Below are 25,632 nucleotides of genomic sequence, written 5' to 3'. Positions count from 1 at the left end.
CGGGGGGGGCCCCCCCCCGGGTGGTGGGGGGGGGGGGGGGGGTGGGGGGGGGGGGGGGCGGGGGGGGGGGGGGGGGCCCCCCCCCCCCCCCCCCCCCCCCCCCCCCCGCGCCCCCCCCCACGAGCCGGCCGACCTCCGTGCCCTGCACCCGGCCGTCGTGCCGGACGAGGAGCCCGCCGGTGACCGGATTGGCCTGTGCCTCGGTGATCCCGGGAATGCGCCGCAGGACCGCGGCAAGGACTTCGGCCGTCCGCGGCCGTCCGAGGACCAGCTTGACGTCCCAGCGCTGGCGGCCCGAAATGACCGAACGCGGACGCACGTCCAAATCCGTGGAATGATATCCGGCTGCGGCACCCAGCAGAGATGACATGTGTACGATCACCTGTTCAGGAGGTCGCAAATGCCGCCGGGAGCACGACGGTTCAATGCGACGGAATGAAAATTCCAGAGAAAGTGACGCGAGCGGCGGGTCTGCGGCCGACTATAACCGAGGAGCCTTTATTCGGGCCTGACCGGAATATGCGCCCGGGCGCGCCCCGGGCGCCGGACGGACCGTCAGTCCGTCTTGCCCGCGCCGGCGGTCGCACGGATCTTCGGAGTCCGCGCCTCGCCCTCGGCACGGGCGCCGGCCTCACCCTTCCCGCCGTTCGGGATCCTGTTCTCGGCGGCCCCGCGACCGTCACCGGCGGCGATCTGCGCCGCCACCATCTCGGCGGTCACCTCGGCCGCGAGGTCGTGGATGTTCTCTCCGGCCTCATGGGTCGCCCGCTTGACCTCGAGGGCGATACCCACGGACGTCTTGACGAGGCCGCGCATCAACGGCTTGAAGAGACGCTTGGCCAGTGGCGCGGCGATGAGGCCGACCAGGAAGGGCGGTACTACGGGGGGCATGACGCTCCATCCTCTCCACACATACGCATGACAGACATACGCATGACAGGCATTCCGGGCGCTGCGAATTTCGGAGCAGCGCACAACCGGGCGGACCGGAGCACCGATCGTCGGAATTTACGATTTCCCTGCCGGGTCGAATTCCTTGCCAATGGGGTCCAGTACCCGCTCTTCCCTCACCGTAGCCGAGCCGCGCCCACCGAGACCAAATCGCCCAGACCGGTTTCACTCATGCGAGTGCCATTGACGTCACCGGGCGACCCGAATTACCTTACGCACACTCATCGACCGCCCCACCGGGCCGATTTTCCCACTATTCCGAGGACTGTCGGGTTTTCCGACCGCCCCTGCGAGAGGGCAGCACCCGGGTGCCCCTGGGCAGCTCCGTCGGGCACCGCCCGGACTCCGTGAACCGCTGCCCGGACTCCGTGAACCACCGGTCCCCACCACAAGCTCACCCGGCCGTACCGAGTGCCGCTTCGGTCAATTACGGGCCTTACCGCACAGAACCCTCTCAGTCCCAACATGGCTGCCTATGCTCTGAACTCTCCCCGCGAGCGCGCCCGGGAAGGGCGACGACCGACGAGGAGACGCCGCGACCGAGCGACCGCACGAGCACGAGGGGGACTCTTCATGGACCGATCCCGCACCGCCGCCGTTCCCGCCACCCGCCCCGAGACCCGGCCCCGCACCAGGACCCGGCGGACCGTGACCTGGCTGGGGGTGGCGGCGGCCCTCGCGGTCGTCGGCGCCGTCGCCCCCGACGCCTCGGCCGCGACCTACCGGTACGACTGCCGGCGGCTCGCCGGTACCGGCTCGTACAGCAGCCCGAAGCAGCTCGGCAATGTCACCGGACGCACCGTCGTCGCCGTCGACTGCCCGCCGCTGACCTCCGGACTCCCCTACAACCACCGCTACTTCTCGTTCACCCTGACCCGGGCCGCCCGGGTGCCGTCGCTGGTCGGAGCCACCTTCCGGCTCACCTCCGGCCAGAGTTCGGCCGTGAACCCGTCGCTGAGCAGGGGCCCGGTGACCTGGCTGCACACCTCCGCCGGGATCTGGACGCGGGACCGGGCGACCGGCGCCCTCAACGGCCGCTACCTCCCGCTGGCCCCGTACCCGGGCGGCGGGGTACTCCCGGCCGGGACCTACCGGGTCGACATGCAGAAGCTGAGGTCACCGCTGTCCTCGCTGAGCACCCCGTGGTTCGACGTGGTGGTGGCGGTGTCCTGAGCCGGAGCCCTGGTGTCACCGGGCGTGAACACCGGTCCGGCCGGCCCGAGGGCGACCGGATACAGTGCGCGGGACGGCAGCCCGGTCAGGGAGGGGAAGCGTGACCGACACCAGCAACACCCGAACCGCCGACAGTGCGGCGCCGGCGCCACGACGGAGCCGACTGCACCGCCTGATGCGCTACATCCCCCTGATCGCCCCGGTCCTGCTGTGGGCCGTGCCCTGCGGGGTGCTCCTGTACGGCGGGCAGCACTGGCCGTTGCCCGTCACATCGGCCGGCACCGCGCTGTTCGTCCTCGGTCTCGTCGTCATGCCGGTCGCGATGATGCGCGGCCACGGCCGGCGCCAGCAGGACCGGGCGGCGATCGTCGGTGACACCCTGCTGGGCAGCAGCTGGATCCTGTTCACCTGGTCCGTTCTGCTCGGCGTCCTGTTGCGGCTCGCCCTGACCCTTGCCGGGGTCGGCGACGGTCAGGACCGGGCCCGCATCGTCACCTGGGCCGTGCTCGACGTCACCGCCGTACTGCTCGGCTGGGGGTACGCCGAGGCCCGCCGCGTGCCCCGCGTACGCCGGCTCGATGTGCAACTCCCGCGGCTGGGTGCCGGGTTGGACGGCCTGCGGGTCGCCCTCATCACCGACACCCACTACGGCCCGCTCGATCGCGCCCGCTGGTCGGAGCGGGTGTGCGAGACGGTGAACTCGCTGGAGGCCGACCTGGTCTGCCACACCGGCGACATCGCGGACGGCACGGCCGAACGCCGCCGCGCCCAGGCCCTCCCGCTCGGCACCGTGCAGGCCACCCGGGCGCGGGTGTACGTCACCGGCAACCACGAGTACTACAGCGAGGCCCAGGGCTGGGTCGACCTGATGGACGAGCTGGGCTGGGAGCCGCTGCGCAACCGCCATCTGCTGCTCGAACGCGGCGGCGACACCCTCGTGGTCGCCGGGGTGGACGACGTCACCGCCGAGTCCTCCGGCCTGGCGGGCCACCGCGCCCACCTCGCCGGGGCCTTGACCGGCGCCGACCCCGAACTGCCCGTGCTGCTGCTGGCACATCAGCCCAAGTTCGTCGACCGGGCGGCGGCCGAGGGCATCGACCTCCAGCTCTCCGGCCACACCCACGGCGGTCAGATCTGGCCCTTCCACCACCTGGTCCGCCTCGACCAGCCCGCCGTCGCCGGACTCAGCCGGCACGGCGCCCGCACCCTCCTCTACACCAGCCGCGGCACCGGCTTCTGGGGCCCGCCGTTCCGCGTCTTCGCCCCCAGCGAGATCACCCTGCTCGTACTGCGCTCCCCGCACGCGCCCACCTCGTCGTAGCACCGGGCGGGCCGGCACACCCTGAGCCCCGAGGCACGGCGGAGGTGCCCGGTGTGGCGCAGTGGGCGTCACCTTCCCGGATCTTGATCGTTGAGGTCGCCGTGCCGACCACTCCCCGGGACCTCCTCGCCGGGCCACCACAGCAGTTGCTCGATCGGCGGGTCGCCGCCCCCTACCCGTATTTCGCCTGGCTGCGGCGCCATGCGCCGGTTTCGCCCGAGCGGAAGACCAACGGGATGACCGTGTGGCAGATCGCCCGCTACGCGGAGGTCGCGTTGATCGCCGACGGCCGGCTGAGCAAGCGCCCGGAGCGGGTGCCGGGCTACTTCGCCGGACCGCCAGGACTGAACCGGCACCTGGTGCACAGCGATCCGCCCGACCACACGCGGTTGCGGGCCTTGGTGAACACCGCGTTCATCCCGCGCCGGGTCACCGCGCTGGAGCCGCTCGTCCGCACCGCCGCGACTCTGCTGCTGGACCGGCTGGAGGGCCGGCGCCGGGTCGAGCTGATCGGGGACTTCGCCGGGCCGCTCACCTTCGCCGTGATCTGCCGCATCCTCGGAGTCCCTCCGGCCATGGACACCCCGGAGCTTCGCGAGGTGCTGCTCGCCACCGTCATGCCCACAGGCACGCACGCCACAGCGGCGGGCCGGGAACGCACCGGCCGGGACCTGTACGCGTTCCTCGCCGAGCTGGTGGCGCACAAACGCGCCGCCGGACCTTCCGCGACCGCGGAGACGGACCTCGTCGGCGCGCTGGTGCACGCACGCGACCACGGCGACACCCTGACCGAGGAGGAACTGCTGTCCACGGCCTACCTGTTGCTGCTGGTGGGCCATGACACCACGCTCAACCTGATCGGCAACGGCACGCTGGCCCTGCTTCAGCACCCCGACCAGGCCAAACAGCTGGACGCCGAACCCGACCTGATCGGCCTCGCGGTCGAGGAGCTGCTGCGCTTCGACGCACCGGTACGCGACGCCACCTTCCGCGTGACCGCCGAACCGGTCGAGGCCGGGGCCACACCATCCCGCCCGGTGACGTGGTCAGCCTGCTGATCGGCTCGGCGAACCGCGACCCGGAGCGGTTCGACCAGCCCAATGTCCTCGACCTCACCCGCACGCCCAACGAGCACCTGTCCTTCGGCCGGGGCCCGCACTTCTGCATCGGTGCCGCGCTGGCCCGCCTGGAGGCCCGTATCGCCTTCCCGCTGCTGCTGGAACGCCTCGGCCAGGTCCGTCTCACCATCCCCGCCGAATCCCTGACCTGGCGGCCCACCCGCGTCATGCGCGGACTGGCCGCCTTGCCGCTGGAACGCTACCGGAACTCATGCGTAGTGCATGGGCCTTCAGGCCGGCGGTGAACCGAATCCGATGGTCGTGACGTGGGGCGTCGCGGATTCAGGTCCGGCGGAGCCGGACACCGCAGTCCTCCGGGCTGCGGCGCGGAGCGTCGGCAGGGCTGGTCCCAGCGAAGCCGGGCGGTGCTCATACCGGCCGGTGTTCTGCTGTCCGATGCCCTGTCGGCCCGCCTCCATTGGTCTCACGCGGGTATCGGTGAACACCCCGTGCCGGACCTCAGTAACGAAGACCAGGAGCCTATACGTCACGAAAGCACCGTGCCGACCGGTTTCGGTCTCCGGCACATCATCCTCTGCTCGAGTACGTAGGGTGGCGGTCATGCGGCTGAGGTACAGGTTCCGTCTGTACCCGGACACCGGCCAGCAAACGGCGTTGGCAAAGGCGTTTTCGAGTCAGATCCTGCGCGACTGCCGCCTACGAGGCGACGGCGTTCACCAGGCCATGCTCGGCATCGCCCGGCTCCACAACCTGACCGTCACCGGATGAGCTGGCTTGAGTCCACAGTGAAGGTGTCCCGTCCATCTGACGTCGTGACCCCGTCTGGCGCGAGGGAGACTGTCACGAGCTCGTCGCCGGTGGGCTCCTCGGCTCCGCTCAGGATCAGGCATGCCACGGCAATCTCCATGGGGTAGACCGCGTGGGGAGTCAGCTCAGTGGAGCGCGCGAGGACGGCGGTCTTGTCGATCACAGACCAGCGGTGCCTTGTAGCGTCAACGAACGATCCGGCGAATCAGGCGGCGGGAGAGACCCCGCGGTCGCCACCCGGGCGGGGTGGTTCCCCCTCTTCCGGCACGGGCGCGGGTTCCGGGTCCCCAGCGCATTTGCGGGAGCGGGGTGGCGCAGGCTCGTCGCCCTGGCCAGGCTCAAGGCTTGCACCGGACTTGCGATTTGCAGATTGGAATCATTCATAAGTAGCGAATGACCGTCCTGGGTGATAACCGGTCTCGGACACGACTTTTGCCCCGCGAATTTCGGTTCATTTTTCAAGCAGAATCACGGGGCTGTCAAGGCGGGAATCGAAGGAAACGTCCCGTCGCGACCCCTGCTGGTCCGACGCCGCATCGTTGCCCTTTTCCCCAAGCCTCGACTCTCGCCGTCCCTCGACGAAATCATCGAGCACATTTCCGTCGTCGGCCAATCGGCTTCCGCCCATTCCCCGCTCGTGTCCGCAGCGCGCTCGGCGGCTCCACAAGCGGGCTTGAGGGCTGGAAACTTCCGCTGCGGCAACCGGCTCGTTCTCGACAACAAGTTGCGGGGCGATGGGAAAGATACAGTTCGAGCGCCCCCGGCCGGCGTGCGATCTCGGCAACCGAGAGCTGCCCTCCTGTCAGGCAGCAGACCAATCGTCAGGCGCCTGCACGATATGCCCTGTTGGAGGCCACAGACCCCGTTTCTGTGCCGACGGACATAGTACAGCGTCACCGATGTGATCAGCCAATGCCCGTGAGAGGCCGACCCTTCTTCCCGCGAAGCCGCCACCTCCGTTCGGCCCGGCCTGGGTCAGGTGACCGCCGACGCTTCGCCCAGCGCCCCGACACCACGAGGTTTGTGAGCGGTCTCGCCCGCCTGTCAGTCAACTGACCTGGATCTACCGGGAGGTTGAGGTTGTGCGCCAGGTCGGAGACACCTCGTTCGGCGAGGGCGCCCCGGAGGCCCGCACTGGGTAAGGACCGGAGAGCGTGGCCACGCCACCCGGGTTTGCGATAGGCGCCCTGGAATACAGGTCGATCGCCTTGTGAAGATTTCGCGGCTTTCTTATGTTCAGAAAGTGAGGGTCAGGTCAAGAGGGCGGGTCGCGCAGTGAGGTCGATCACACCCGAAATGCCGTTTTGCCACCTCTTCCTCTCGGGTGGGTTTTTCTTGCTTATTGGAATCGAAAAGCACCGAGACGTTTCCCGCCGTAAGAATCCAGGGGCACGAAGGGCCTTTGACCTGAGGTTGACACTCTTTGCTCACTCCATATTTAGTCTCCGTTAGCAACATTCACAGAGTGGACGGGGTGTGTCCGCTCAAAGCAGCAGCGAGGGGTGGGGTGTGCGTACGCGTACACGGCTAGCGGCATTGTCGGCTGTAATGGCAAGCGCTTTCTTTACGGTGGGGCTGGTCTCCTTGGGGTCGACTGAGGCGGCGGCCGTCGCCTCATGCACGGCGGGAACGTCATCCGACTTCAACGGTGACGGAATCTCCGACACCGTGATCGCGGATCCGAACGCGACGGTGGGCGGTGCCAAGGGTGCCGGACTGGTCCGCGTCGTCCTTGGTGGCGGCAAGGGAGTCTCCGAGATCTCCCAGGCGACCAGCGGTATGGCTGCCACGCCCGAAGCGGGCGATCACTTCGGCTTCTCCAGGACGTCCTACGACGCCGACGGCGACGGGTGCACGGATCTGGTCGTCGGTACCCCGTACGAGGATGTCGCCAAGGACGGGGGCCAACTCGTCGACGCCGGAGCGATCTACGTGATCCACGGCACGCCCAACGGGATCGGCGCCGGCTCCGCCATCGAGGGGTACACCCAGACGCAGCTCGACCCGACAACGTCCACCGAGGCGTACGACTGGTTCGGCTACGCGGTCAGGGCGGGTGAAACCTCCACCGGAGCGCCCTACTTGGTCGTCGGAGTGCCAGGCGAGAACGTCACCGAGAACGGGATCACCTACGGGGACGCGGGCTGCATCGAGTACGTGCAGGGCACCACCAGGGTCCCGGTGAACCAGAATGACGCGGGCGTCCCTGGTGTTGTCGAGTCGAACGACCGCTTCGGCTACTCGCTGGCCGGCACCAATCGCTATTTCGCCGTCGGCTCACCGGGCGAGGCCATCGGCAGTGCGACCTTCGCGGGTGGTGTCACCGTCTTCAGCCACACCCTGACCGGTGGGCTGCCCACGCCGCTCGTCGGGCTCGACCAGGATGCCGCGGGCATCTCGGGCGTCGCCGAGGCGGGCGACGGTTTCGGCGCCGCGCTCTCCATGACGAACTACCGGCCGAGCGACCAGACGTACAACTCGGATGCCCTGCTGGCGATCGGCACTCCGAACGAGGACGTAGGTACGGTCGCCGACGCGGGCGGCGTGGCGGTCGTGAGGATCCAGCCCTCAGGCGCCTACACGGAGATCGCGGGGATCGACGCCAACGGCCTCGACGTCGAGGGTGACCCGGTCGCCGGGGACTTCTTCGGCCAGCGGGTGACGATCGTCAACACCAACACCAGCGTCGTCACCAGCACGGCGAACGTCCGCCTCGCTGTCGGAGCCCCGGGCAAGGACACGGCCTCGGTGAAGGACACGGGCGCCATTCAGATCTTCCGACCCCTGGACGCGTCCGTCGGCACCGCCGACAAGCTCCTCGTCCGTGGTTCAGGGCTGCCGGGCACCGCCACCGCGCGCGACTACAACGGCCTCGCCCTGGCCTCGGGTACCAGCAACCTCTACGTCGGTGTGCCGTACAGCAAGGCCTCGGACAGCCCCAAGGGAGCGCTCTACGTCCTCCCGTGGACGGACATCGACGGTACGACGAGCACCGGGACCACGACCTACAAGCCCGGCTCGGCCGGACTGCCCGACGAGGGCGTGGCGTTCGGAGTGGTGGGATGACCGGCGGTTCAGGGACTTCGGGGAGTCCGGGGAGAGGGAAACACAGCACGATGAAACTCCGTATGCACGAAAGACTGCGCGGCAGGCGCCGCGCCGTCGCTGTCGGCACGGCCCTCGCGGCCCTGCTGACGACCGGTATGAGCGGCGCGTCCAGCTTGGGTGGAGCGACGCAGGCCGATGCGGCGAAGGCCGCGAAGAGCTCCGAAAGTCCGGCGCTCACCCAGGACGCGGCGCAGGCCAAGGCCGCCAAGTCGGGTGACTCCGTTGAGGTGATGAGTCTGCGCGACGAGCGGAGCACCACCGTCGCCAACCCGGACGGCACCTTCACCGTCACCCAGTACGTCCAGCCGGTCCGCACCCGCAAGAACGGCAAGTGGACGGCGATCGACACGACGTTGGTCAGGCAGCGGAACGGCTCGTACGCGCCGCGGGCCGCGCTCACCGCCATGTCCTTCTCCGGCGGTGGCGATTCGACGTTCGCGGAGATAGACAAGGACGGGCGTTCGCTGGCCCTCGACTGGCCGAGCAAGCTGCCCAAGCCGGAGATCGACGGTTCGACCGCCACGTACAGGAACGTCATGGACGGCGTCGACCTCAAGGTCACCGCCAGCGCCGAGGGCTTCTCGCACGTTCTGGTGGTCAAGGACGCGAAGGCGGCGGCCAATCCCGAACTGGCCCGACTCGAACTGCCCATGGAGTCCTCCTCGTCCGTCGAGCTGAAGAAGACCGCGGACGGCGGGCTTACCGCCACCGACAGCGGATCCGGCGGCACGGTCTTCGAGGCGCCCCAGCCTCTGATGTGGGACTCCAGTCACGGGGATGGGGCGGCGGACGGGGCGAAGTCGTCGCCCTCCCCGTCGGCCCAGGCGACCGCGGACACCGAGGCGGTCACACCTCCCGACGGCGCCCAGGTCGCGGATGTGGCCGTGGGACTGGCGCCGGACACCCTGACGCTCACTCCGGATGCCCGGCTGCTCGCCGACGAAGACACGGTGTTCCCGGTCTACATCGACCCCGTCGTCAAAACCGCCAACCGCAGCAGCTGGACCATGGTGTCCTCGCACTGGTCCTCCAACTCGTACTGGAAGTTCGACGACGACGAGGGCGTGGGCCGCTGCCCGTCCGACGTGTCCTTCCGCTGCGCCAGCAGCGACGACGTCAAGCGGCAGTTCTTCGCGATCCCCACAGGGACCTTCGAGGGCAAGGACATCGTCGATGCGGAGTTCGCGGTGACGATGGTGTTCACCTACAGCGACTCCGCGCGCGAGGTGCAGCTGGCCCGGGTCAACAGCAGTGGCGCGAGCGCGATCAGTTCGTCGACGAACTGGTCCAACCAGCCGTCCTCGAAGGCCACCGTCGCCTCCAAGTCCCCGACCAACCCGGCGGGTTCCTGCACGTCGACCAACCAGAATGTGCGGTTCGACGCCAAGAGCACAATCCAGAAGGCGGCCGACAGCGGCTGGGACACCACCACGTTCCGTCTCAAGGCGGCCAGCGAGTCCGACACCTCGTACTGGAAGCGCTTCTGCGGCAACGCGTACGTCTCGGTGACGTACAACCGACCGCCACTCCAGCCGGACACGGACGAGCTGGAGATGGCTCCCGGCGGCGCGTGCGAGTACGGCAAGGCGACCCAGCACTACGTGACCGAAGCGCCGCGTGTGACCGCGGTGATCGAGGACTACGACCACAACGACGTCAAGGGCAACACAGAGTCCCTGCAGGCGAAGTTCAAGGTCTGGTGGACGAACAGCTCCGGCGCCGAGGTGGTCCACTACGCGACGACCGGCAAGCAGAACACCTCCGGCAAGGGCAACACCGGCCAGGTCGTGTTCAAGTACACCATCGGCAGCGACGTCACCGGCGACGGCGAGCCGGGCTTCACCATCCCGTCGAACACCACCGTCGCCTGGGCGGTCCAGGGCTATGACCAGACTTCGTGGGGTCCTTGGTCCACCGACGGTGATCAGACCCGCTGCGAGTTCATCTTCGACAGCACCAAGCCCAAGCCGGCCGTGATCACCTCGGCCCTGTACCCGGACGACGACGCCTGGCACGCGGGTACCGGTGACTACGGCAACTTCACCATGGACTCGCCGTCCACCGATGTGACGAAGTACAAGTACTATTTCACCGGCCCGCGCGCCGTGAGCACGCCGGTGACGGTGAACGCGGAATCCACCGGCGGCCCGGCCATCATCCGCTGGATGCCACCGAGCGAAGGCCCGTACTTCCTTCACGTCACGGCGATCGACGGCGCGGGCAACCCGCAGTTGACCTCGACCACCCATACCTTCCTGGTCAGCGACGGCCGTGCCCCGGTCGCGGGCTGGACGCTCGGTGACGCCAAGGGAGTCTCGAAGGCGGCGGGCAGCAACGGCGCACCCAGTGCCACCGCCGGTTCCGGGGTGACCTTCGGTGTCGGTGGACCGCTCGGCTCCACCGACACCGCCGCCTCTCTGGACGGCACCGCGAACGCCTACCTGGACGCCGGGGCACCGGCCGTCGACACTGGAAAGACCTTCTCCGTGAGCGCCTGGGTGATGCTGCCCTCGCTGCCCACCGAGAGCGTGACCGTCGTCAGCCAGGACGGCACGTCCCAGCCCGGGTTCGAGCTCGGCTACGACGCCGACACCAAGTCATGGACGTTCCGGATACCGGTCAGTGACATGGAGTCGCTCGGCACCTGGAAGGTCTCGGGAGCCACTGCCGTCCCTGACACCTGGACCCACCTCATCGGGGTCTACGACGCGGAACTCGGCAAGATGATGCTCTACGTCAACGGCGTCCTGGTCGCCGACGACGTCCAGGCCCGGCGCACCACCTGGAATGCCACCGGTGGCCTGCAGATCGGCCGCAAGCTCTCCCTCGGCGGCTACACGAACTATCTCAAGGGCAGCGTGGCCGACGTCAAACTGCACGACCGGGTCATCCCGGAGACCGAGGGACAGGAACTGGGCGGCATCCAGCCCCACCAGCTCGCCTACTGGCAGCTGGACGAGGCGACGTCCTCCGTCTCGCCCGAGACGGGCGGCGGCACCGGGCTGACGATGGGCGGCGGAGCCTCCATCTATCTGCCCGACGACTCCTGCGATCCCGAGCTCGATCCGGACTGCGTCCCCCCGGCCGAACCGCTGTGGGGTGACGGACACCTGGCGCTGAACGGCACGAACGCCTACGCCTCCAGGGCCGCGGGTCTGCTCTCCGCGCAGGACAGTTTCACGCTGACCGCCCGCGCCCGGCTCGCCGCGACGAACCCGGGCACCAACGAGACGGTCCTCTCGCTGTCCGGCACGAACGGCAGCGCGGTCACCGTGAAGTACCTGGCCGCGAGCAACCGCTGGCAGCTGGCGGTGACGGGCGCCGACACGGCCGCCCCGGTCACCACCACCGTCCTGGACAACGGTGACCTGCCCAGTTCGGAGGGCGACGGCGACCACCTGGCCCTCGTCTACAACGCGGTTTTCGGCGACGTGCTCCTGTACGTCAACGGTGTCGCGGCGGCCTCGGCGCCCTGGGACAACACCTGGGACTTCGGCAAGACGGGCCTTCAGATCGGCAGGACCCTGACCGGTACTGCCGCGAGTGAGTACTTCTCCGGCGCCATCGACGAAGTGCGCATGTACCAGGGGCCGTTGGACGCGTCACTCGTCTCGCTGGTGGCGGTCATGCCGGCCGGCGCGAGCATCGACGAGACGTAGGCGCTCCGCAAGAAGGCGGTTCCGGCGCCGTGGTCCCCACGGGTGGCGGAACCGCCGACGGCACAGTCCCGCGCCCCTTCGGGGGTGCCGGGTCCGCCCGAACCCGGACGTGTGGACGGGCGGCACACAGCTACCCGTCCACACGTCCTGTTGCTTCCTGACGTGGATTTTCCTCGGCTCAGGCCGCCTTCTCACGTCGGCCCTTCGATTCCGACAGCTCCCGTAGGCCGATTTCCCCCATTTCCACATGTTTTCGGCCTCGGGATTCCCTGATTCTCACCGCTCCCCGATGCCGCCATCGCCCGATGCCGGCTGCTCGATTCACCTGGAGATGTCATGTCCTCGCCCCCCTGGTTCCGGTCTGCCAGACCGGGCCGGCGCAGCGGCACTCGCCGCACCGCGCTGGTCCTCGGTCTGGCCCTGTCCATCGGCCTGCTCCCGCAGTTCGTTCCGGTCGACGCCACAGCCGCCACGGGTCAGACCAGGCCCAAGTCCCAGACCGATCTCGATGACCCGGTCCGCGGCAAGAACGCCAGGGCCAAGAAGTACAACAAGGCCGACGCGGCCGAGAAGGCCGCGGTCAAGCACGCCACCGAGGCCCACTGGCCCAAGGCGGGCAACGCCGAGGTAGCTCTCTCCGGCAGAGCGGCCAAGGCCGCTGGCCTGCCCCTGACGGCCAAGGCCGTCGGAGGGGACAAGAGCGCCGATTCCGTGCGCGTCGAGGTGCTGGGCCGCAAGGCGGCCCAGGCCGCCGGCGTGGACGGAGTCCTGTTCACTGTCGCCCGCACGGACGGCGAGAGCGCTCACGGTGACGCCCAGGTCACCCTGGACTACTCGGACTTCGCGGACGCCTACGGCGGCGGCTACGGCTCCCGGCTGCGCCTCGCGCAGTTCCCCGAATGTGTGCTGACCACGCCCGAGAAGAAGGGCTGCTCGGTCCCGACATATCTGAAAAGCAGCAACAACGCGGCGCGACAGACGCTGACGGCGAGGGTCGCCGCGGCCGGTGACACGTCGGGAACCAGCTCCCAGCTGATGACCGCGGCGGCCGGCGCTGCCTCGGCCACCGTGCTCGCGGCCACCGCGAGCAGCGGTGGCGACCAGGGCGACTACAAGGCGACCAGCCTCTCTCCGTCCTCGGAGTGGGGAGTCGACACCAGCTCGGGCGCCTTCACCTGGTCGTACCCCCTGACCCTCCCGCCTGTACCGGGCGGGACGCAGCCTCCGGTCGGATTGAGCTACAACTCCCAGTCGATCGACGGTCAGACCGCGGCCACGAACAACCAGGGCTCGTGGGTCGGCCAGGGCTTCTCCTACGATCCCGGCTTCATCGAGCGCAGCTACAAGGGCTGCGCCGACGACGGCCAGGCCGCCAACCTCGGCGACCAGTGCTGGGCGTTCGACAACGCGACGCTCTCCCTCGCGGGCGGCACCTCCGGCGAGATCGTCAAGGACGACACCACGGGCAAGTGGCGGATCGGCAATGACGACAACTCCAAGGTCGAGCACCTGACCGGCGCCAGCAACGGCGACAACGACGGTGAGTACTGGAAGGTCACGACCGGCGACGGCACCCAGTACTTCTTCGGCCTGAACCGGCTGCCCGGCTACGCGACCGGCAATGAGGAGACCGACTCCACCTGGACCGTCCCCGTCTACGGCGACGACTCGGGCGAGCCCTGCTACAACGCCACCTTCGCCAACGCGTACTGCACGCAGGCCTGGCGCTGGAACCTCGACCACGTCATCGACCCGCACGGCAACGTGATGTCGTACTTCTACGGCAAGGAGACGAACTACTACACGCAGGGCCTGAAGACCACCGAGAACGGCAAGCCCTACATCCGCGGTGGCTACCTCAAGCGCGTCGACTACGGCCAGCGCGCGGGCAAGGCGTACTCCACCAAGCCGGCCGCCCAGGTCGTCTTCACCACCACCGAGCGCTGCATCGGTTCCCTGACCGACTGCTCGACCGGCGCGCTCACGGACTCCACGGCGGCGGACTGGCCCGACGTGCCCTGGGACCAGAACTGCAAGGCCGACACCAAGTGTCCCGGCCAGAACTCGCCTACCTTCTGGACCCGCAAGAAGCTCACCAAGATCACGACGCAGATCCGGACCGGCGACTCCACATACAGCCCGGTCGACGAGTGGAGCCTCTCCCACATCTTCACGGACAATGGTGACGCCTCCAAGTCGCTGTGGCTGAACGGCATCAGCCACACCGGCAAGGTGGGCACCGACGCCTCCGTGCCGTCGGTCGAGCTCGGCGGCCAGCAGCTCGCCAACCGCGTCGACGTGACCGGCGACAACCTGCAGCCCTTCTACCGTTTCCGGCTCTCCTCGGTGAAGAGCGAGGCGGGCAGTGTCCTCAGCGTCAACTACGCCGACACACAGTGCACGACCAGCAGCCTGCCGGCGGAGGACTCCTCCACCAAGCGCTGCTTCCCGGTGAAGTGGACTCCTCCGGGTGTCAGCGACCCGATCGTGGACTGGTTCCACAAGTACGTGGTCGCGTCGGTCGTCGAGAACGACCTGACCGGCGGCAGCCCCAACCAGGTCACTTCGTACACGTATCTGGGCGACGCCGGCTGGCGCAAGGCCAAGGCCGACGGCATCACCAAGGACGAGTACCGCACGTGGGGCGACTGGCGTGGTTACGGCAAGGTCCGTGTCGAGACCTCCGACGGCACCAACTCCGCCTCGAACACCAAGACCGAGCACACCTTCTTCAGGGGCCTCGACGGGGACGTCGACAAGAGCGGCGCCACCCGCTCCGCGAGCGTGACCGACTCCAACGGCGTCGCGTACACCGACTCGGACTGGAAGGCCGGCTTCGAGCTGGAGACGGTCACCTACAACGGTGACAAGATCACCGAGAAGGCCGTCACCGAGCCGTGGACCGCGGTCACCGGGACCGAGACCCACGACTGGGGCACCCGCAAGTCGCGCTATGTGGCGAAGGGAGCCACCAACTCCTACACGGCCCTTGCCGTGGGCGGCTGGCGCAACACCCGCTCCACCAACGTGTACGACAGCGCGACCGGCCGTCTCACCCAGGTCGACGACGACGGTGAGGTCGGCGTCGCCGACAACCAGTGCACGCGTACCGAGTACGCGGACAACGCGAGCGCCCACCTGTACACATATGTCTCGCGTACGGAAACGGTCTCCGTGGACTGCGCCACGACACCCAACCGCGCCACTCAGGTCCTCTCCGACGATCTGACGCTGTACGACGGTTCCACCACCCTGGGCGCGGCCCCGACGAAGGGTGACGCGACCCTCACCAAGCGTCTGACGGCCCACGACGGCAACGTGGCGACATACCAGACGACCACCGACACGACGTACGACTCCTACGGGCGCCCCCTCACGGTCAAGGACTCGGAAACCCACACCACGACGACCGTCTACACGGACAACGCCTACGGTCTAGCCACGAAGTCCACGGTCACCAACACCCTGGGCTGGACGACCTCAACCGAGTACGCCCCCCAATGGGGCGTGCCGAGCGCCAAGGTCGACGAGAACGGCAAACGCACCGAGCTGGCCTACGACGGCCTGGGCCGCCTGACCTCCGTCTGGCTCTCCGACCGCATCGGTCTGACGCCGTCGATCAAGTACGACTACCTGATCCGTGGCGACTCGGGCCCGACCGCCGTCCACACCCAGAAGATCGAGAACGACGGCACCTCGTACGGCAGCGAGTGGACCCTGTACGACGGTCTGCTACGCCCGCGTCAGCAACAGACCGAGGGCGACGGCGGCGGCCGCATGATCGCCGACACCGTCTACGACGGCTCCAACCGCGTGGTCAAGGTCAACGACACCTACTACGCCTCCGGTGCCACGTCCTCCACTCTGTTCGTGCCTCGCGACGAGGACCTGGACGCGCAGACGGTCACGGAGTACGACGGCGCGAGCCGCGCCACGGCGTCGATCTTCAAGGTCGCGGGGGCGGAGAAGTACCGCACCACGTACACGTACGGCGGTGACAGGACCACGACCAACCCGCCGGCCGGGCAGCCGACCGTCACGGTCGTGTCCGACGCGCGGGAGCAGGCGACCAAGCGGATCGAGTACCCCGCGGGAGGTGACCCGGTCACCACCTCGTACGACTACAAGCCCTCGGGCCAGTTGTCGAAGGTGACGGACGACGCCGGGAACGTCTGGTCGTACGACTACGACCAGATGGGGCGGAGGAAGACGGCTGTCGACCCCGACACCGGTACCTCCACGTTCACCTACGACACGATGGACCGCCCGACCTCGGTCACGCTCAACGGCACCAAGACGTCGATGAAGTACGACGAGCTGGGCCGACAGATCTCGACCTGGCAGGGCGAGGCGGACACCGGCACCAAGCTGTCGGTGACGAAGTACGACACGATCTTCAAGGGGGAGTTGTACGGCAGGTACACGTACAAGGACGGCGCGGTCTACTCGTCGGTGATCTACCCGGTCCTCGACGCGGACAACGACTACAAGCCGACCTCGACGAAGTACACCCTGTCGAAGACGGCCGAGCCCCAACTGGGCGGCACGTACGAGTACACGGATCAGTACAACGACGACAGTTCGGTGCAGGGGCAGGGACTGCCCGCGGTCGGTGACCTGCCGGCCGAAGCGATCAAGTACGGCTATGACGACCTGCAGCGTCCGTCGGGCCTCACCACCTCGCTCGGCGGCCTAAGTTACGTCACGGACGTCACGTACTCGCCCACGTCCAACCTGGAACAGATCGAGCTGTACACGGGCGGCAGCGGCGACAAGAAGACCTGGCTGTCGTACAACTACGAGGCAGGTACCGACCGGCTCAAGAACTCCAACATCACTGTCGAGGGCGGAGCGAGCAAGGCCTACGACGCCGATTACACGTACGACGCCAGCGGCAACATCCTCTCCATCGCCGACACTCCGAGCGCCGGCGCGAGCGATGTGCAGTGCTTCAGCTACGACGGGCTGAGCCGGCTGACGGACGCGTGGACCTCGTCCACGACGCCCGGCGGTGGCTCGGGAACGGGCAACACGGATGCGGCCTGTTCCTCGGGCGCGTCGGCCTCGACGGTCGGCGGCGTCTCCCCGTACTGGACCGAATACGGCTATGACTCCATCGGCAATCGCACGAGCGAGGTGCGCCACGGCCTGAACGGTGCCGGCACCTCGACCCGCGACTACACCTATGGCAAGGGCTCCGGTCCGAACGGCACGGACTCCGGTCCGCACACCGTCTCGAAGGTCGTCGAGAAGACGGCCGCCACCAGCACCACCCCGGAGGTCACTTCCCAGGACACCTACACCTATGACATCTCGGGCAACACCCACACACGGGTCCTGTCCGGTGACACGCAGACCCTCGACTGGGACAAGCAGAACGAGCTGACGCAGGTCACCAACGCGGACGGGAAGGTGACGTCGTACAAGTACGACGCCTCGGGTGAACGCATCCTGAGGGACACCCCCACCGAGAAGACCTTCTACCTGCCCGGCACGGAACTCCACCTGGACAAGGCCACGTCCAAGGTGACCGCGACCCGCTACTACACCTTCGGTTCGATGACGGTGGCGATGCGGGACGTGAGCGGGGTGCACTTCCTCGGCGCGGATCACCAGGGCACGGCGGATCTCTCCATCGACGCCAAGACGGGCGTGACGTCACGCCGACGCACGGACCCGTTCGGCAACACCCGTGACGAGTCGTCCGGCTCCGGGACGTCGTGGGTCAATGACAAGGGTTTCGTGGGCGGCACCGTCCAGGCGTCCACAGGCCTGGTCACCCTCGGGGCGCGCGAGTACGACGCCGATACCGGGCGTTTCATCTCCGCCGACCCGATCGTCAACTTCGACGACCCGCAGCAGATCAACGGCTACGCCTACGCCGACAACAGTCCGGTGACGCGTAGTGACCCCTCGGGGCTCGAAAGCTGCGGTCCGTCCAACTACAGCTGCACCAAGGACACCATCGACACGATCAACAAGGACGGGGAAGGCAAGGGCAACGGCGCCACTTCCACGGGCGGAAGCGGCGGCAACGGAAACGGTGCCGACTCAGTCGACACGCCAGCAAAGGCCAAGGCGGACGAGTCCCGCGCCAAGGAGGACGCCGCCAAGCAGCGCGCGATCGCCATCGCCAAGGAACTCGGCAAGATAATCGCCGACGAACTCGGCATCACCGATGCCCTCGACTGCTTCACCACGGGAAACATCGGTTCCTGCGGCAACACCGCGCTCAATGTGGTGTCCTCGCTCGTCAGCGGCGGACCCCTGGGCCGACTGGCGGCGAAGTACGGGTGGCGGGTCGACAAGGCCCTCGCCGTGGGCAAGCGGATCGTTGGCCTGGGCAAGAAACTCTGGAGCGACTTCAAGGGCTGGCGCAAAGCCAGAAAGGCGGCGAAGGAAGCCGAGAAGCTGGCCAAGGCATGCAAGGTGCCTAACAGCTTCACGCCTGACACCAGAGTGCTGATGGCCGATGGCACCACAAAGGCGATCAAGGACGTCGACATCGGCGACAAGGTCCTCGCCGCCGACCCGGAGAACCCGGGGAGCAACAAGGCCGAGACGGTCACTGCCGAGATCAAGGGCACGGGACTCAAGCACCTCGTCAAGGTCACCGTCGACACCAACGGCAAGAAGGGGACCAAGACCGCATCGGTCACCGCGACGGACGGACACCCCTTCTGGGTACCGGAACTCGGAGTCTGGCTCCGGGCGACTGACCTCAAGCCGGGTGAGTGGCTGAGCACCAAGGCGGGGACGCGGGTCCGGGTCGCGGCAGTCAAGCGTTGGACGGTACTGACGACCACGGTCCAAAACCTCACGGTCCGTGATCTGCACACGTACTATGTACTCGCCGGCACAACGCCAGTGCTGGTGCACAACGACAACGGTGTTCCTGGGTGGGCTGCAGACGAGATTGCCAGGATTAAGGCCGGGCAGGGGACCCCACGCACGGAAAGCCTCACGGATCCTACTCAAAGGCTTTATCAAGGGCACGAATCGGCGAGGCACGCGGCCAAGTGGGGTCCTCACGCGGAGTCGGGCTTCCAAGGCTCGCCCGAATGGGAGGTTCCCGGGAAAGGCAATACGTACAGGATCGTCGGTCCGAACCGCTTTGGAGATTATGGCTATACGGACCCGAAAGTCAAGTACAAGAAGATCACCGTTTTTCCTACCTGTTGATTCGACGTGTTCCCGGTGGAAGGTGGGCGACGTTGTCGGTGAAATACTCTGTCCGGTTCGAGGAAAATGACACATTCGCATTCGCTTGCGATCTGGAAGGGTTTTTTGTCGGGCGCTACAGCGACGACGACTTCGGCGCGTTCCTTGAAGCCGAGAACGCCCGAGTCACCTTCAGGCTTGTGCGGCCGACCCTGAACGCGCCGATCGAGACGCTTAGGGGTGACATCGAGGTCCTTGTCCTCGACACCGAAGGTCTGCCCATGGGGCGCTACCCGCTGTGGGGCGCCAAGCTAGTCGTCGGAGATGCGCCGGAATATCTAGTCGTCACGGCACAAACGGGGTTGCCTCCGCATGCCGAGGCCCGCAGGTTGTGGGACAGGTTCCGCGTTTCCCAACCGCGGCGTGGTGAATGGTGCACGCTTCAGGTCGGATCCCGTGAAGCGTGGCTAGAAGTAGCCGGGCTCAGGTACGCCGAATCTGCTTCTAAGGGGGAGTATTCGATTCCCCCTCGAGAGATCGTTATGGGAGGTGATGAAATCAAGGATGTCGCGAGTTTCTTCTGCGCGATTGGTGAGGCTTTCCGTGGCCCAGGAGGGTATATCGGGCAGAGTTTTACCGAATTGGAAGAGTCTCTCGAGGATTATCTCCAAGGCGCACCGGTTCGGCTGATTTGGCGGAACATTTCCGTCGCACGTTCTTCCTTGTCCGCGGTAATGGATATTGCCGACGGGCCAATTTCCAAATTCGATTTGCTTCTTGAGGTTCTGTCGCAGAATAACGTTGACGTTATTCCTGGGTAGTGCGCGTGCCTCCTGGGGGCATTCACCGGACTTGGTCTGGCACGTTGCCGTAGAAACTCACGTCAAGATCGGAACGGGTCGAAGGGTGAGCGCACAAAGTCCCAGCTCACAACTCTGATGGCCGCAAAGGAGCCCCACCGAATTTCTTCTCGGTGGGGCTCCTTTGCGTGCCTTGACGGCAGTAGTTGACGCTGAGGTTGCCGCAGGTTACGGGTGTCGCGGAAGTCGGCGTACGCCTGGCGCGAGGGCGGCAGCGAGGCTCTGGCTTCAAAGGGGCCCGGCGGCTTCCCGTGTCAGCTCAGCGATGCCCAGGCGGAACGACTGCAGGCCGAGCTGGAGGCGGGGCCGGCGGCGCACGGCTGGACAGAGGACCAGCGGTGGACCCTGGCGAGGGTCGCGCAGCTGATCCATAGCCTGTTCGGCTACCGGTATACCCCGCGTGGGGTGTCGTATCTGCTGCACCGAATGGGCTGGTCACCGCAGGTCCCCGCGCACAGGGCCGTCGAGCGCGATGAGCAGGCAGTGGCCAGGTGGCGGACGGAGCAGTGGTCACGGGTAAGAGGATGGCCCAGCTCCTGGGCGCGTGGATCGTCTTCGAGGACGAGGCCGGGCAGGACCTGGGTTCAGCCAAGATTTTCGTGAAGCGGCAACGGAGCGTCATGCGAGAAGGACTCGCTTGCGCAGGAGCGGGAGCGAGGCCCGTCCATACATCTGTCGTTTCAGCATTTTGATCCGGTTGACGTGACCTTCGACGGGGCCGCTGCTCCAAGGCAGGGTGAGACCTGCGACGACGGCGTCCATATCTCGTTCGAGCCCATCGCTGAAGGCGTGCAGGTGCGGCAGTTCGTCCGCGCGGACGCCACGGATCCATGCCGGAAGATCGGCGCCAGTGCGGTCGCAGATCATGCGCGCAAACGCGCCGACGTGGCTGGGGACTGTCAAACGAGTGGTGTAACTGGGGTAGTTGAGGGTTACTGGCGGGCGGCTGAGAGGCGGCCGTCGAAGGTGATGTCGAAGGCGTTCAGTGCGGTCTTCCAGCGCATGGTCCAGCGGGCTTGGCCCTTGCCGGTGGGATCGAGAGACATGATCGCCATGTAGACACACTTCAGGGCGGCCTGCTCGTTGGGGAAGTGCCCGCGGGCCTTGACTGCCCGTCGGATTCGCGCGTTCACCGACTCGAAGCTCTCTTGTCAAGCTGCGGTGCGTGCGGGCGGTTGGGCAGGGTGCTGTTCTGCGTCCCTCCACATGTGCCGGATGATCACGTTGGCGAGCTGACGCTTGTACGCTCGGCGCGCGGACCGTTTGGGCATGTTCTCGCTGATCTTCCTGGCCATGAAGGATCGGGTCGGCTCGTGGCAGCGGACCTGGGTGACGTGGACGGTGTGCAGCACGGAGTTGACCTTGCGGTTGCCGCCGACGTCGAGCCGGTGGCGGCGGGCTCGGCCGTGTCCTTCGCCGGAGGAGACGGCCAGCGGAGCGGCACCGCACCATCGGGCGGACTGGGCCTCGGTGCGGAACCGGCACGGGTCTCCGACCTCGGCCAGCAGCTCCATGGCAGTGACCGTGCCGATGCCGCAGATCTCGGTGAGTGTGCAGCCCAGGGCAGCCAGCAGCGCCGGGATCTTCTTGTCGAGGTCCTTGATCCGCCGGGTCAGCCGCTGGATGTCGTCGAGCGCGGCGGCCAGGCGGTCGAAGTGTGTCAGGGTTGCCGAAGCCATCTCGGGCTGGTGGTCGGCGATGGTCTCCAGTGCCTCCAGTTGGGGCAATACCCGGCTGGTCAGCGGGAGTTCGGCTCATATGTCCAGAGGCAGCGCGACGAGAACGGCCTCGGCTTCCGTCAGCTGGCGGGTTCGCTGCAGGATGAGGGAGGACCGCCAGTCGTGGATGGCGGTGAGTTCGTCCCAGGCAGCGTCCGGGGCGGCGTGCTTGCCGGCCGGGGGCAGGTGCGGGTCGGCCAGGGTCTCGCGGGCGATCGCTTCCGCGTCTTCGATGTCGGTCTTGGCGCGGCGTCGCCGCCTGCGGCGTTCTGCGGTGCGGTTCGGCTGTACTTCCCTCACGTCGTATCCGGCCGCGGCCAGGACCAGGGTGAGCGGCTGCCCCAGGCCGGATGATCCTTCGATGCCGATCCGGTCGATCACCAGCTCGCTGTCACCGAGGAAGCCCAGCAGTCCAGTGATCCCGTCCGGCGTGACAGCGAAGGAAGCGGCCTGTTCCGCTTCGCCTCGCTGATGGACCAGGCAGATCGTAGCGGTGCGCTTGTGCGGGTCGATTCCGGTGACGCCGTGGCGTGGTTCCAACTCCTGGTCCTCCCATGCTGCCGATACGGTGGCAGCGCGGTCCCCGCACGTCGGCAGATCTGGGTTGAGTCGGACAGGCTCTCTTCAAGCCAGGCGCCCGGGGGCCGCGCCGACGGCCCGCCCGACACTTCGAATCCAGGACAGCTGAATCACCGTCAATCGCGTTCAGAGTCAGGACGGGCCTCTTCGTACGCCGCTTGAGGGAGCAACCCCCCATTCGGCAATAGAAGTACAACACCCAGATCGCGTTGGTGCTGCAGACGATGCGTCGGATCTCGGTGTCGAACCGCAGGAAAGGGGTGAACTCCTCCCAGGCGTTCTCCCAGAGCTTCACGATCGCCGGATACTTCCTGCCCCAGGCCTCGACGAACTCGGCGAACCGCTCGAGAGCGGCCTCTTCGGTTGCAGCGGTGTAGACGGGCTTGAGGAGACGCGCGATCTTGTCCCAGTCCTGGCGGGCGGCATAGCGGAAGGAATTCCGCAGCAGGTGGACCACGCACGTCTGCACGATCGTCTGCGGCCAGACGGTCTCCACCGCCTCGGGCAGGCCTTTCAGCCCGTCGCAGACGAGCATGAGGACGTCGCTGACGCCGCGGTTCTTGATCTCGGTCAGGATGTGCAGCCAGTGCTTGGCGCCCTCGCCTCCGTCCCCGGCCCACAGGCCCAGGATCTCCCGCCGGCCCTCTGCCGTGACGGCCAGGGTCACGTAGATGGGCCGGTTGGCGACCGCGCCGTCACGGATCTTCACGTGGATGGCGTCAATGAAGATCACCGGATAGACGGCGTCGAGCGGGCGGCTCTGCCATTCGACCATGCCCTCCAGGACCTGGTCGGTGATGGTGGAGATGGTCTGGCGGGAGACCTCAGCACCGTAGACCTCCGCGAGGTGGGCCTGGACCTCGCCGGTGGTCAGGCCCTTCGCGGCCAGCGAGATGACCATCTCGTCGACGCCTGTCAGGCGCTTCTGCCGCTTCTTGACGATCTTCGGCTCGAACGAGCCGTCCCGGTCGCGCGGCACGGTTATCTCCACCGGTCCGACGTCGGTCAGAACGGTCTTGGAGCGTTTGCCGTTGCGGGAGTTGCCGCCGTCCTTGCCGGCCGGATCGTGCTTGCCGTAGCCGAGATGGTCGGTGACCTCGCCCTCCAGCAGCCGTTTGGTCAGCTGCTGCAACAGCCCGCCCTCACCGGTCAGCCGCAGCCCCTCGGCCTGGGCCCGGTGGACCAGCTCGTCGATCAACTGGTCGTCCACGGCCTTCACCGACACAGCCTTCGTAGGCGCGACGGCCTCGGACTCGGACACGTTCTCACTGGTCATCGATGCATCTTCCATGATCGGGAGTTACACCGAACCTCTTACAGTCCCACTCAGGCGATGCTAGCCGCGTCGTCTGCGGTGCGGGATGAGCAGCCCCATGCCTTGATAGCCGCCGTCGGCGATGACCGATGCCCCGCGGCAGGCCCGGTCGACGCCGGCCTCTGTGACGGCCCTGCAGTCGTTGCGGCTGCCCGGCAGCGGTGGTCCGATGACCACCAACAGGCGGCTGTTGGCGTTGATATCGACCTGGAAGTTGGTCGAGTAGCGGTAGTTCTTGCTCGAGGCGGCGATGCTGATCGGAAAATTGATGTGCGGGAGGGCAGGCGGCAGCATCCGGGCCGCTTGCGGACCGGATGACGGTGTCGGGGCGGTCAGGCTGATGCCGGGCTGAGCGCGACTTGGTGGCCGAGGGCCTGGAGCTGGCGGACGAGATCGCGGGTCTTGCGGGCGGGGTCGAGGTGGCGGCGGTGCCAGGCGATGACGAGTATCGAGCGGGCGACAGCGACCAGGGCTTTGGCGTGGCCGCGGCGTTTGACGATGCGACGGTAGCGGGCGTTGAGGAAGGTATCGGTGCGGGCGGCGGCGTTGGCGGCCTCGCCGAGGGCGCCCTTGAGCCAGGGGTTGCCCTTCCCGGCCGGCCCCGAGGTGTTCTTCGCTCCGGACTGGATCGTGCGGGGGCACAGCTTCGCCCACGAGACGAGGTGTTCCGGGGTGGGGAAGCGGCTCATGTCGGCGCCGATCTCGGCGAGGATGATCTGCGCAGTGGTCGGCCCGATCCCGGGAACGGCGTCCAGCTTCTCGGCCAGAGTCCGTGCACTGACCCCGGCGACTCCGTCCCTGGCGACTGTGCTGCCTGGTGGAGTGATGATCTCCTCCAGCGTCCGAGTAATCAAACGGTCGAGTTCGCCGATCTGTGTGGTGAGGTGGTCAACGGTGGACAGCAGCACCCGCAACAGCCGGGCGTGGTGGTCTTCGAACTGCCCGGTCAGGGCCTCGATCAGGGCCGGCTTCTTCTTGACCAGGTTCCCTTGGCGAGGTCGGCCAGGGTGCGCGGGCTGCGCTCTCCGGCGACCATCGCGTCGAGCATGGCCCGCCCGGACGTGCCGAACAGGTCCGAGACGACGTCGGACAGTTTGATCTGCGCGTCCTGCAGGGCCTTGTCGACACGGTGCTTGTGCCGGGTGCGTTCTTGGACGAACACGGTGCGGGTGCGCGTGTAGTCCCGCAGCTGCCTCACCAGCTTCGGCGGGACGAACGAGGCACGGACCATGCCGCGTTCGGCGAGCTTGGCCAGCCAGACCGCATCCAGCTTGTCCGTCTTCGGGCGCCCGGGGACGTTCTTCACGTCGCGGGCGTTGACGAGCCAGCAGTCCAAGCCGCGGGCCTCCAGCAGATAGAAGAACGGGCGCCAGTACGAGCCGGTCGCCTCCATGACCACCCGCTCGACGCCCTGACATAGCAGCCGGTCGCCGAGTTCGAGGATCGTGTTCGTGGTCGAGGCGACCGTCCAGACCTTCTGAACACGTCGGCCTTTGATGGTGTCGTGCGGGACGCGCAGGCAGACCATTCCGGACGCCTTCGCAATATCGATCGCCGCGACCCTGGCGACCGTCCCGTCATCGTGGTCTACTCCCGACTCCTCCATGGCCTACCCCCTGATGCGCCGGTGCGGGCAGGGGCTGCCCGGGAAGCCAAAGAGGTAACGGAGAAGCTGATCGGCGTGCTCAAGGCGACAGTGTGTGGCCCCCTCTGACGGCTCCCTCACCAGACTCCTATGCGGGCTCACAGCCCAAACATCAAGCGGCGTCGGCGGACAGCCCCTGTACCGATTTTCACGCCTGCGGGGATCCTGCTGGCCAAATGTCGTGTCCTGAGGTGTGGGGATGCTGTTGGCACCGTGGTGGCTGGTCTCGTCGTTCCCGGTCGCTGGGGGTGGGAGT

The 25,632-nt window shown here is 67.3% G+C and carries 16 protein-coding genes and 4 pseudogenes; 10 read left to right on the top strand and 10 right to left on the bottom strand.

Features of this window, described 5'->3' with window-relative positions:
* Positions 1–555: 555 nt before the first annotated feature.
* Complete coding sequence (locus tag ABT085_RS20915) at positions 556–891, bottom strand: DUF5132 domain-containing protein (RefSeq protein ID WP_351609756.1); 336 nt, start codon at positions 889–891, stop codon at positions 556–558.
* A 633-nt stretch (positions 892–1,524) separates the two neighbouring features.
* Between ABT085_RS20915 and ABT085_RS20910 the strand changes: the two genes are divergently transcribed.
* The 5 genes from ABT085_RS20910 to ABT085_RS46730 all read left to right on the top strand — a co-directional run bounded on the left by ABT085_RS20910 (position 1,525) and on the right by ABT085_RS46730 (position 5,292).
* Complete coding sequence (locus ABT085_RS20910; RefSeq protein ID WP_351609754.1) at positions 1,525–2,124, top strand: hypothetical protein; 600 nt, start codon at positions 1,525–1,527, stop codon at positions 2,122–2,124.
* 100 nt (positions 2,125–2,224) lie between these two features.
* Positions 2,225–3,445, top strand: coding sequence for a metallophosphoesterase (locus ABT085_RS20905; RefSeq protein WP_351609751.1), 1,221 nt, complete (start codon positions 2,225–2,227; stop codon positions 3,443–3,445).
* Between the two features lie 83 nt (positions 3,446–3,528).
* Complete coding sequence (locus ABT085_RS20900) at positions 3,529–4,503, top strand: cytochrome P450 family protein (protein ID WP_351609749.1); 975 nt, start codon at positions 3,529–3,531, stop codon at positions 4,501–4,503.
* Positions 4,488–4,808, top strand: a complete 321-nt coding sequence (locus tag ABT085_RS20895) for a cytochrome P450 (RefSeq protein ID WP_351609747.1) — start codon at positions 4,488–4,490, stop codon at positions 4,806–4,808. Before ABT085_RS20900 ends, ABT085_RS20895 begins: the two co-directional genes overlap by 16 nt.
* 316 nt (positions 4,809–5,124) lie before the next feature.
* Entirely contained in the window at positions 5,125–5,292 is a 168-nt protein-coding gene (locus tag ABT085_RS46730) for a helix-turn-helix domain-containing protein (protein WP_502982768.1), read from the top strand.
* Here ABT085_RS46730 and ABT085_RS20885 read toward each other — a convergent pair.
* Positions 5,282–5,494 (bottom strand): hypothetical protein, encoded by a 213-nt coding sequence (locus ABT085_RS20885; RefSeq protein ID WP_351609740.1) that lies wholly within the window; start codon positions 5,492–5,494, stop codon positions 5,282–5,284. The genes ABT085_RS46730 and ABT085_RS20885 overlap by 11 nt on opposite strands.
* Before the next feature lie 1,505 nt (positions 5,495–6,999).
* Here ABT085_RS20885 and ABT085_RS20880 point away from each other — a divergent pair.
* From ABT085_RS20880 to ABT085_RS20860, 5 genes are all read left to right on the top strand, one after another.
* Complete coding sequence (locus tag ABT085_RS20880) at positions 7,000–8,397, top strand: integrin alpha (RefSeq protein ID WP_351609737.1); 1,398 nt, start codon at positions 7,000–7,002, stop codon at positions 8,395–8,397.
* Between the two features lie 50 nt (positions 8,398–8,447).
* The gene (locus ABT085_RS20875; protein WP_351609734.1) at positions 8,448–12,098 is read left to right on the top strand and encodes a LamG-like jellyroll fold domain-containing protein; all 3,651 of its coding nucleotides are present in this window, start codon (positions 8,448–8,450) and stop codon (positions 12,096–12,098) included.
* A gap of 336 nt (positions 12,099–12,434) precedes the next feature.
* On the top strand, positions 12,435–19,280 hold the full coding sequence (locus ABT085_RS20870) for an RHS repeat-associated core domain-containing protein (protein ID WP_351609731.1): 6,846 nt from the start codon (positions 12,435–12,437) through the stop codon (positions 19,278–19,280).
* Between the two features lie 32 nt (positions 19,281–19,312).
* Positions 19,313–20,080, top strand: a complete 768-nt coding sequence (locus tag ABT085_RS20865; RefSeq protein ID WP_351609728.1) for a barstar family protein — start codon at positions 19,313–19,315, stop codon at positions 20,078–20,080.
* 213 nt (positions 20,081–20,293) lie between these two features.
* The gene (locus ABT085_RS20860; RefSeq protein ID WP_351609725.1) at positions 20,294–20,722 is read left to right on the top strand and encodes a winged helix-turn-helix domain-containing protein; all 429 of its coding nucleotides are present in this window, start codon (positions 20,294–20,296) and stop codon (positions 20,720–20,722) included.
* Between the two features lie 15 nt (positions 20,723–20,737).
* On the opposite strand, the pseudogene ABT085_RS20855 reads toward ABT085_RS20860, so the two are convergent.
* The 8 genes and pseudogenes from ABT085_RS20855 to ABT085_RS20820 all read right to left on the bottom strand — a co-directional run.
* Positions 20,738–21,007, bottom strand: a pseudogene (locus tag ABT085_RS20855) (transposase); the annotation flags it as partial.
* 44 nt (positions 21,008–21,051) lie between these two features.
* Positions 21,052–21,264: pseudogene (locus ABT085_RS20850) on the bottom strand (transposase); the annotation flags it as partial.
* A 6-nt stretch (positions 21,265–21,270) separates the two neighbouring features.
* On the bottom strand, positions 21,271–21,846 hold the full coding sequence (locus ABT085_RS20845; protein ID WP_351609722.1) for a transposase: 576 nt from the start codon (positions 21,844–21,846) through the stop codon (positions 21,271–21,273).
* A gap of 27 nt (positions 21,847–21,873) precedes the next feature.
* Entirely contained in the window at positions 21,874–22,377 is a 504-nt protein-coding gene (locus ABT085_RS20840) for an IS110 family transposase (protein WP_351609720.1), read from the bottom strand.
* Between the two features lie 79 nt (positions 22,378–22,456).
* Positions 22,457–23,692 (bottom strand): annotated as a pseudogene (locus ABT085_RS20835) (IS256 family transposase); the annotation flags it as partial.
* A 63-nt stretch (positions 23,693–23,755) separates the two neighbouring features.
* Positions 23,756–23,986 (bottom strand): annotated as a pseudogene (locus tag ABT085_RS20830) (transposase); the annotation flags it as partial.
* A gap of 77 nt (positions 23,987–24,063) precedes the next feature.
* On the bottom strand, positions 24,064–24,639 hold the full coding sequence (locus tag ABT085_RS20825) for a transposase (RefSeq protein WP_351609759.1): 576 nt from the start codon (positions 24,637–24,639) through the stop codon (positions 24,064–24,066).
* Between the two features lie 50 nt (positions 24,640–24,689).
* Entirely contained in the window at positions 24,690–25,337 is a 648-nt protein-coding gene (locus tag ABT085_RS20820; RefSeq protein ID WP_351609717.1) for an IS110 family transposase, read from the bottom strand.
* Positions 25,338–25,632 lie beyond the last annotated feature (295 nt).

The organism is Streptomyces sp. NPDC002265, from assembly GCF_040296125.1.
GTDB lineage: Bacteria > Actinomycetota > Actinomycetes > Streptomycetales > Streptomycetaceae > Streptomyces.
Note: the sequence above shows the minus strand (reverse complement) of the source record. Positions and strands in the feature narration are given on the sequence as shown.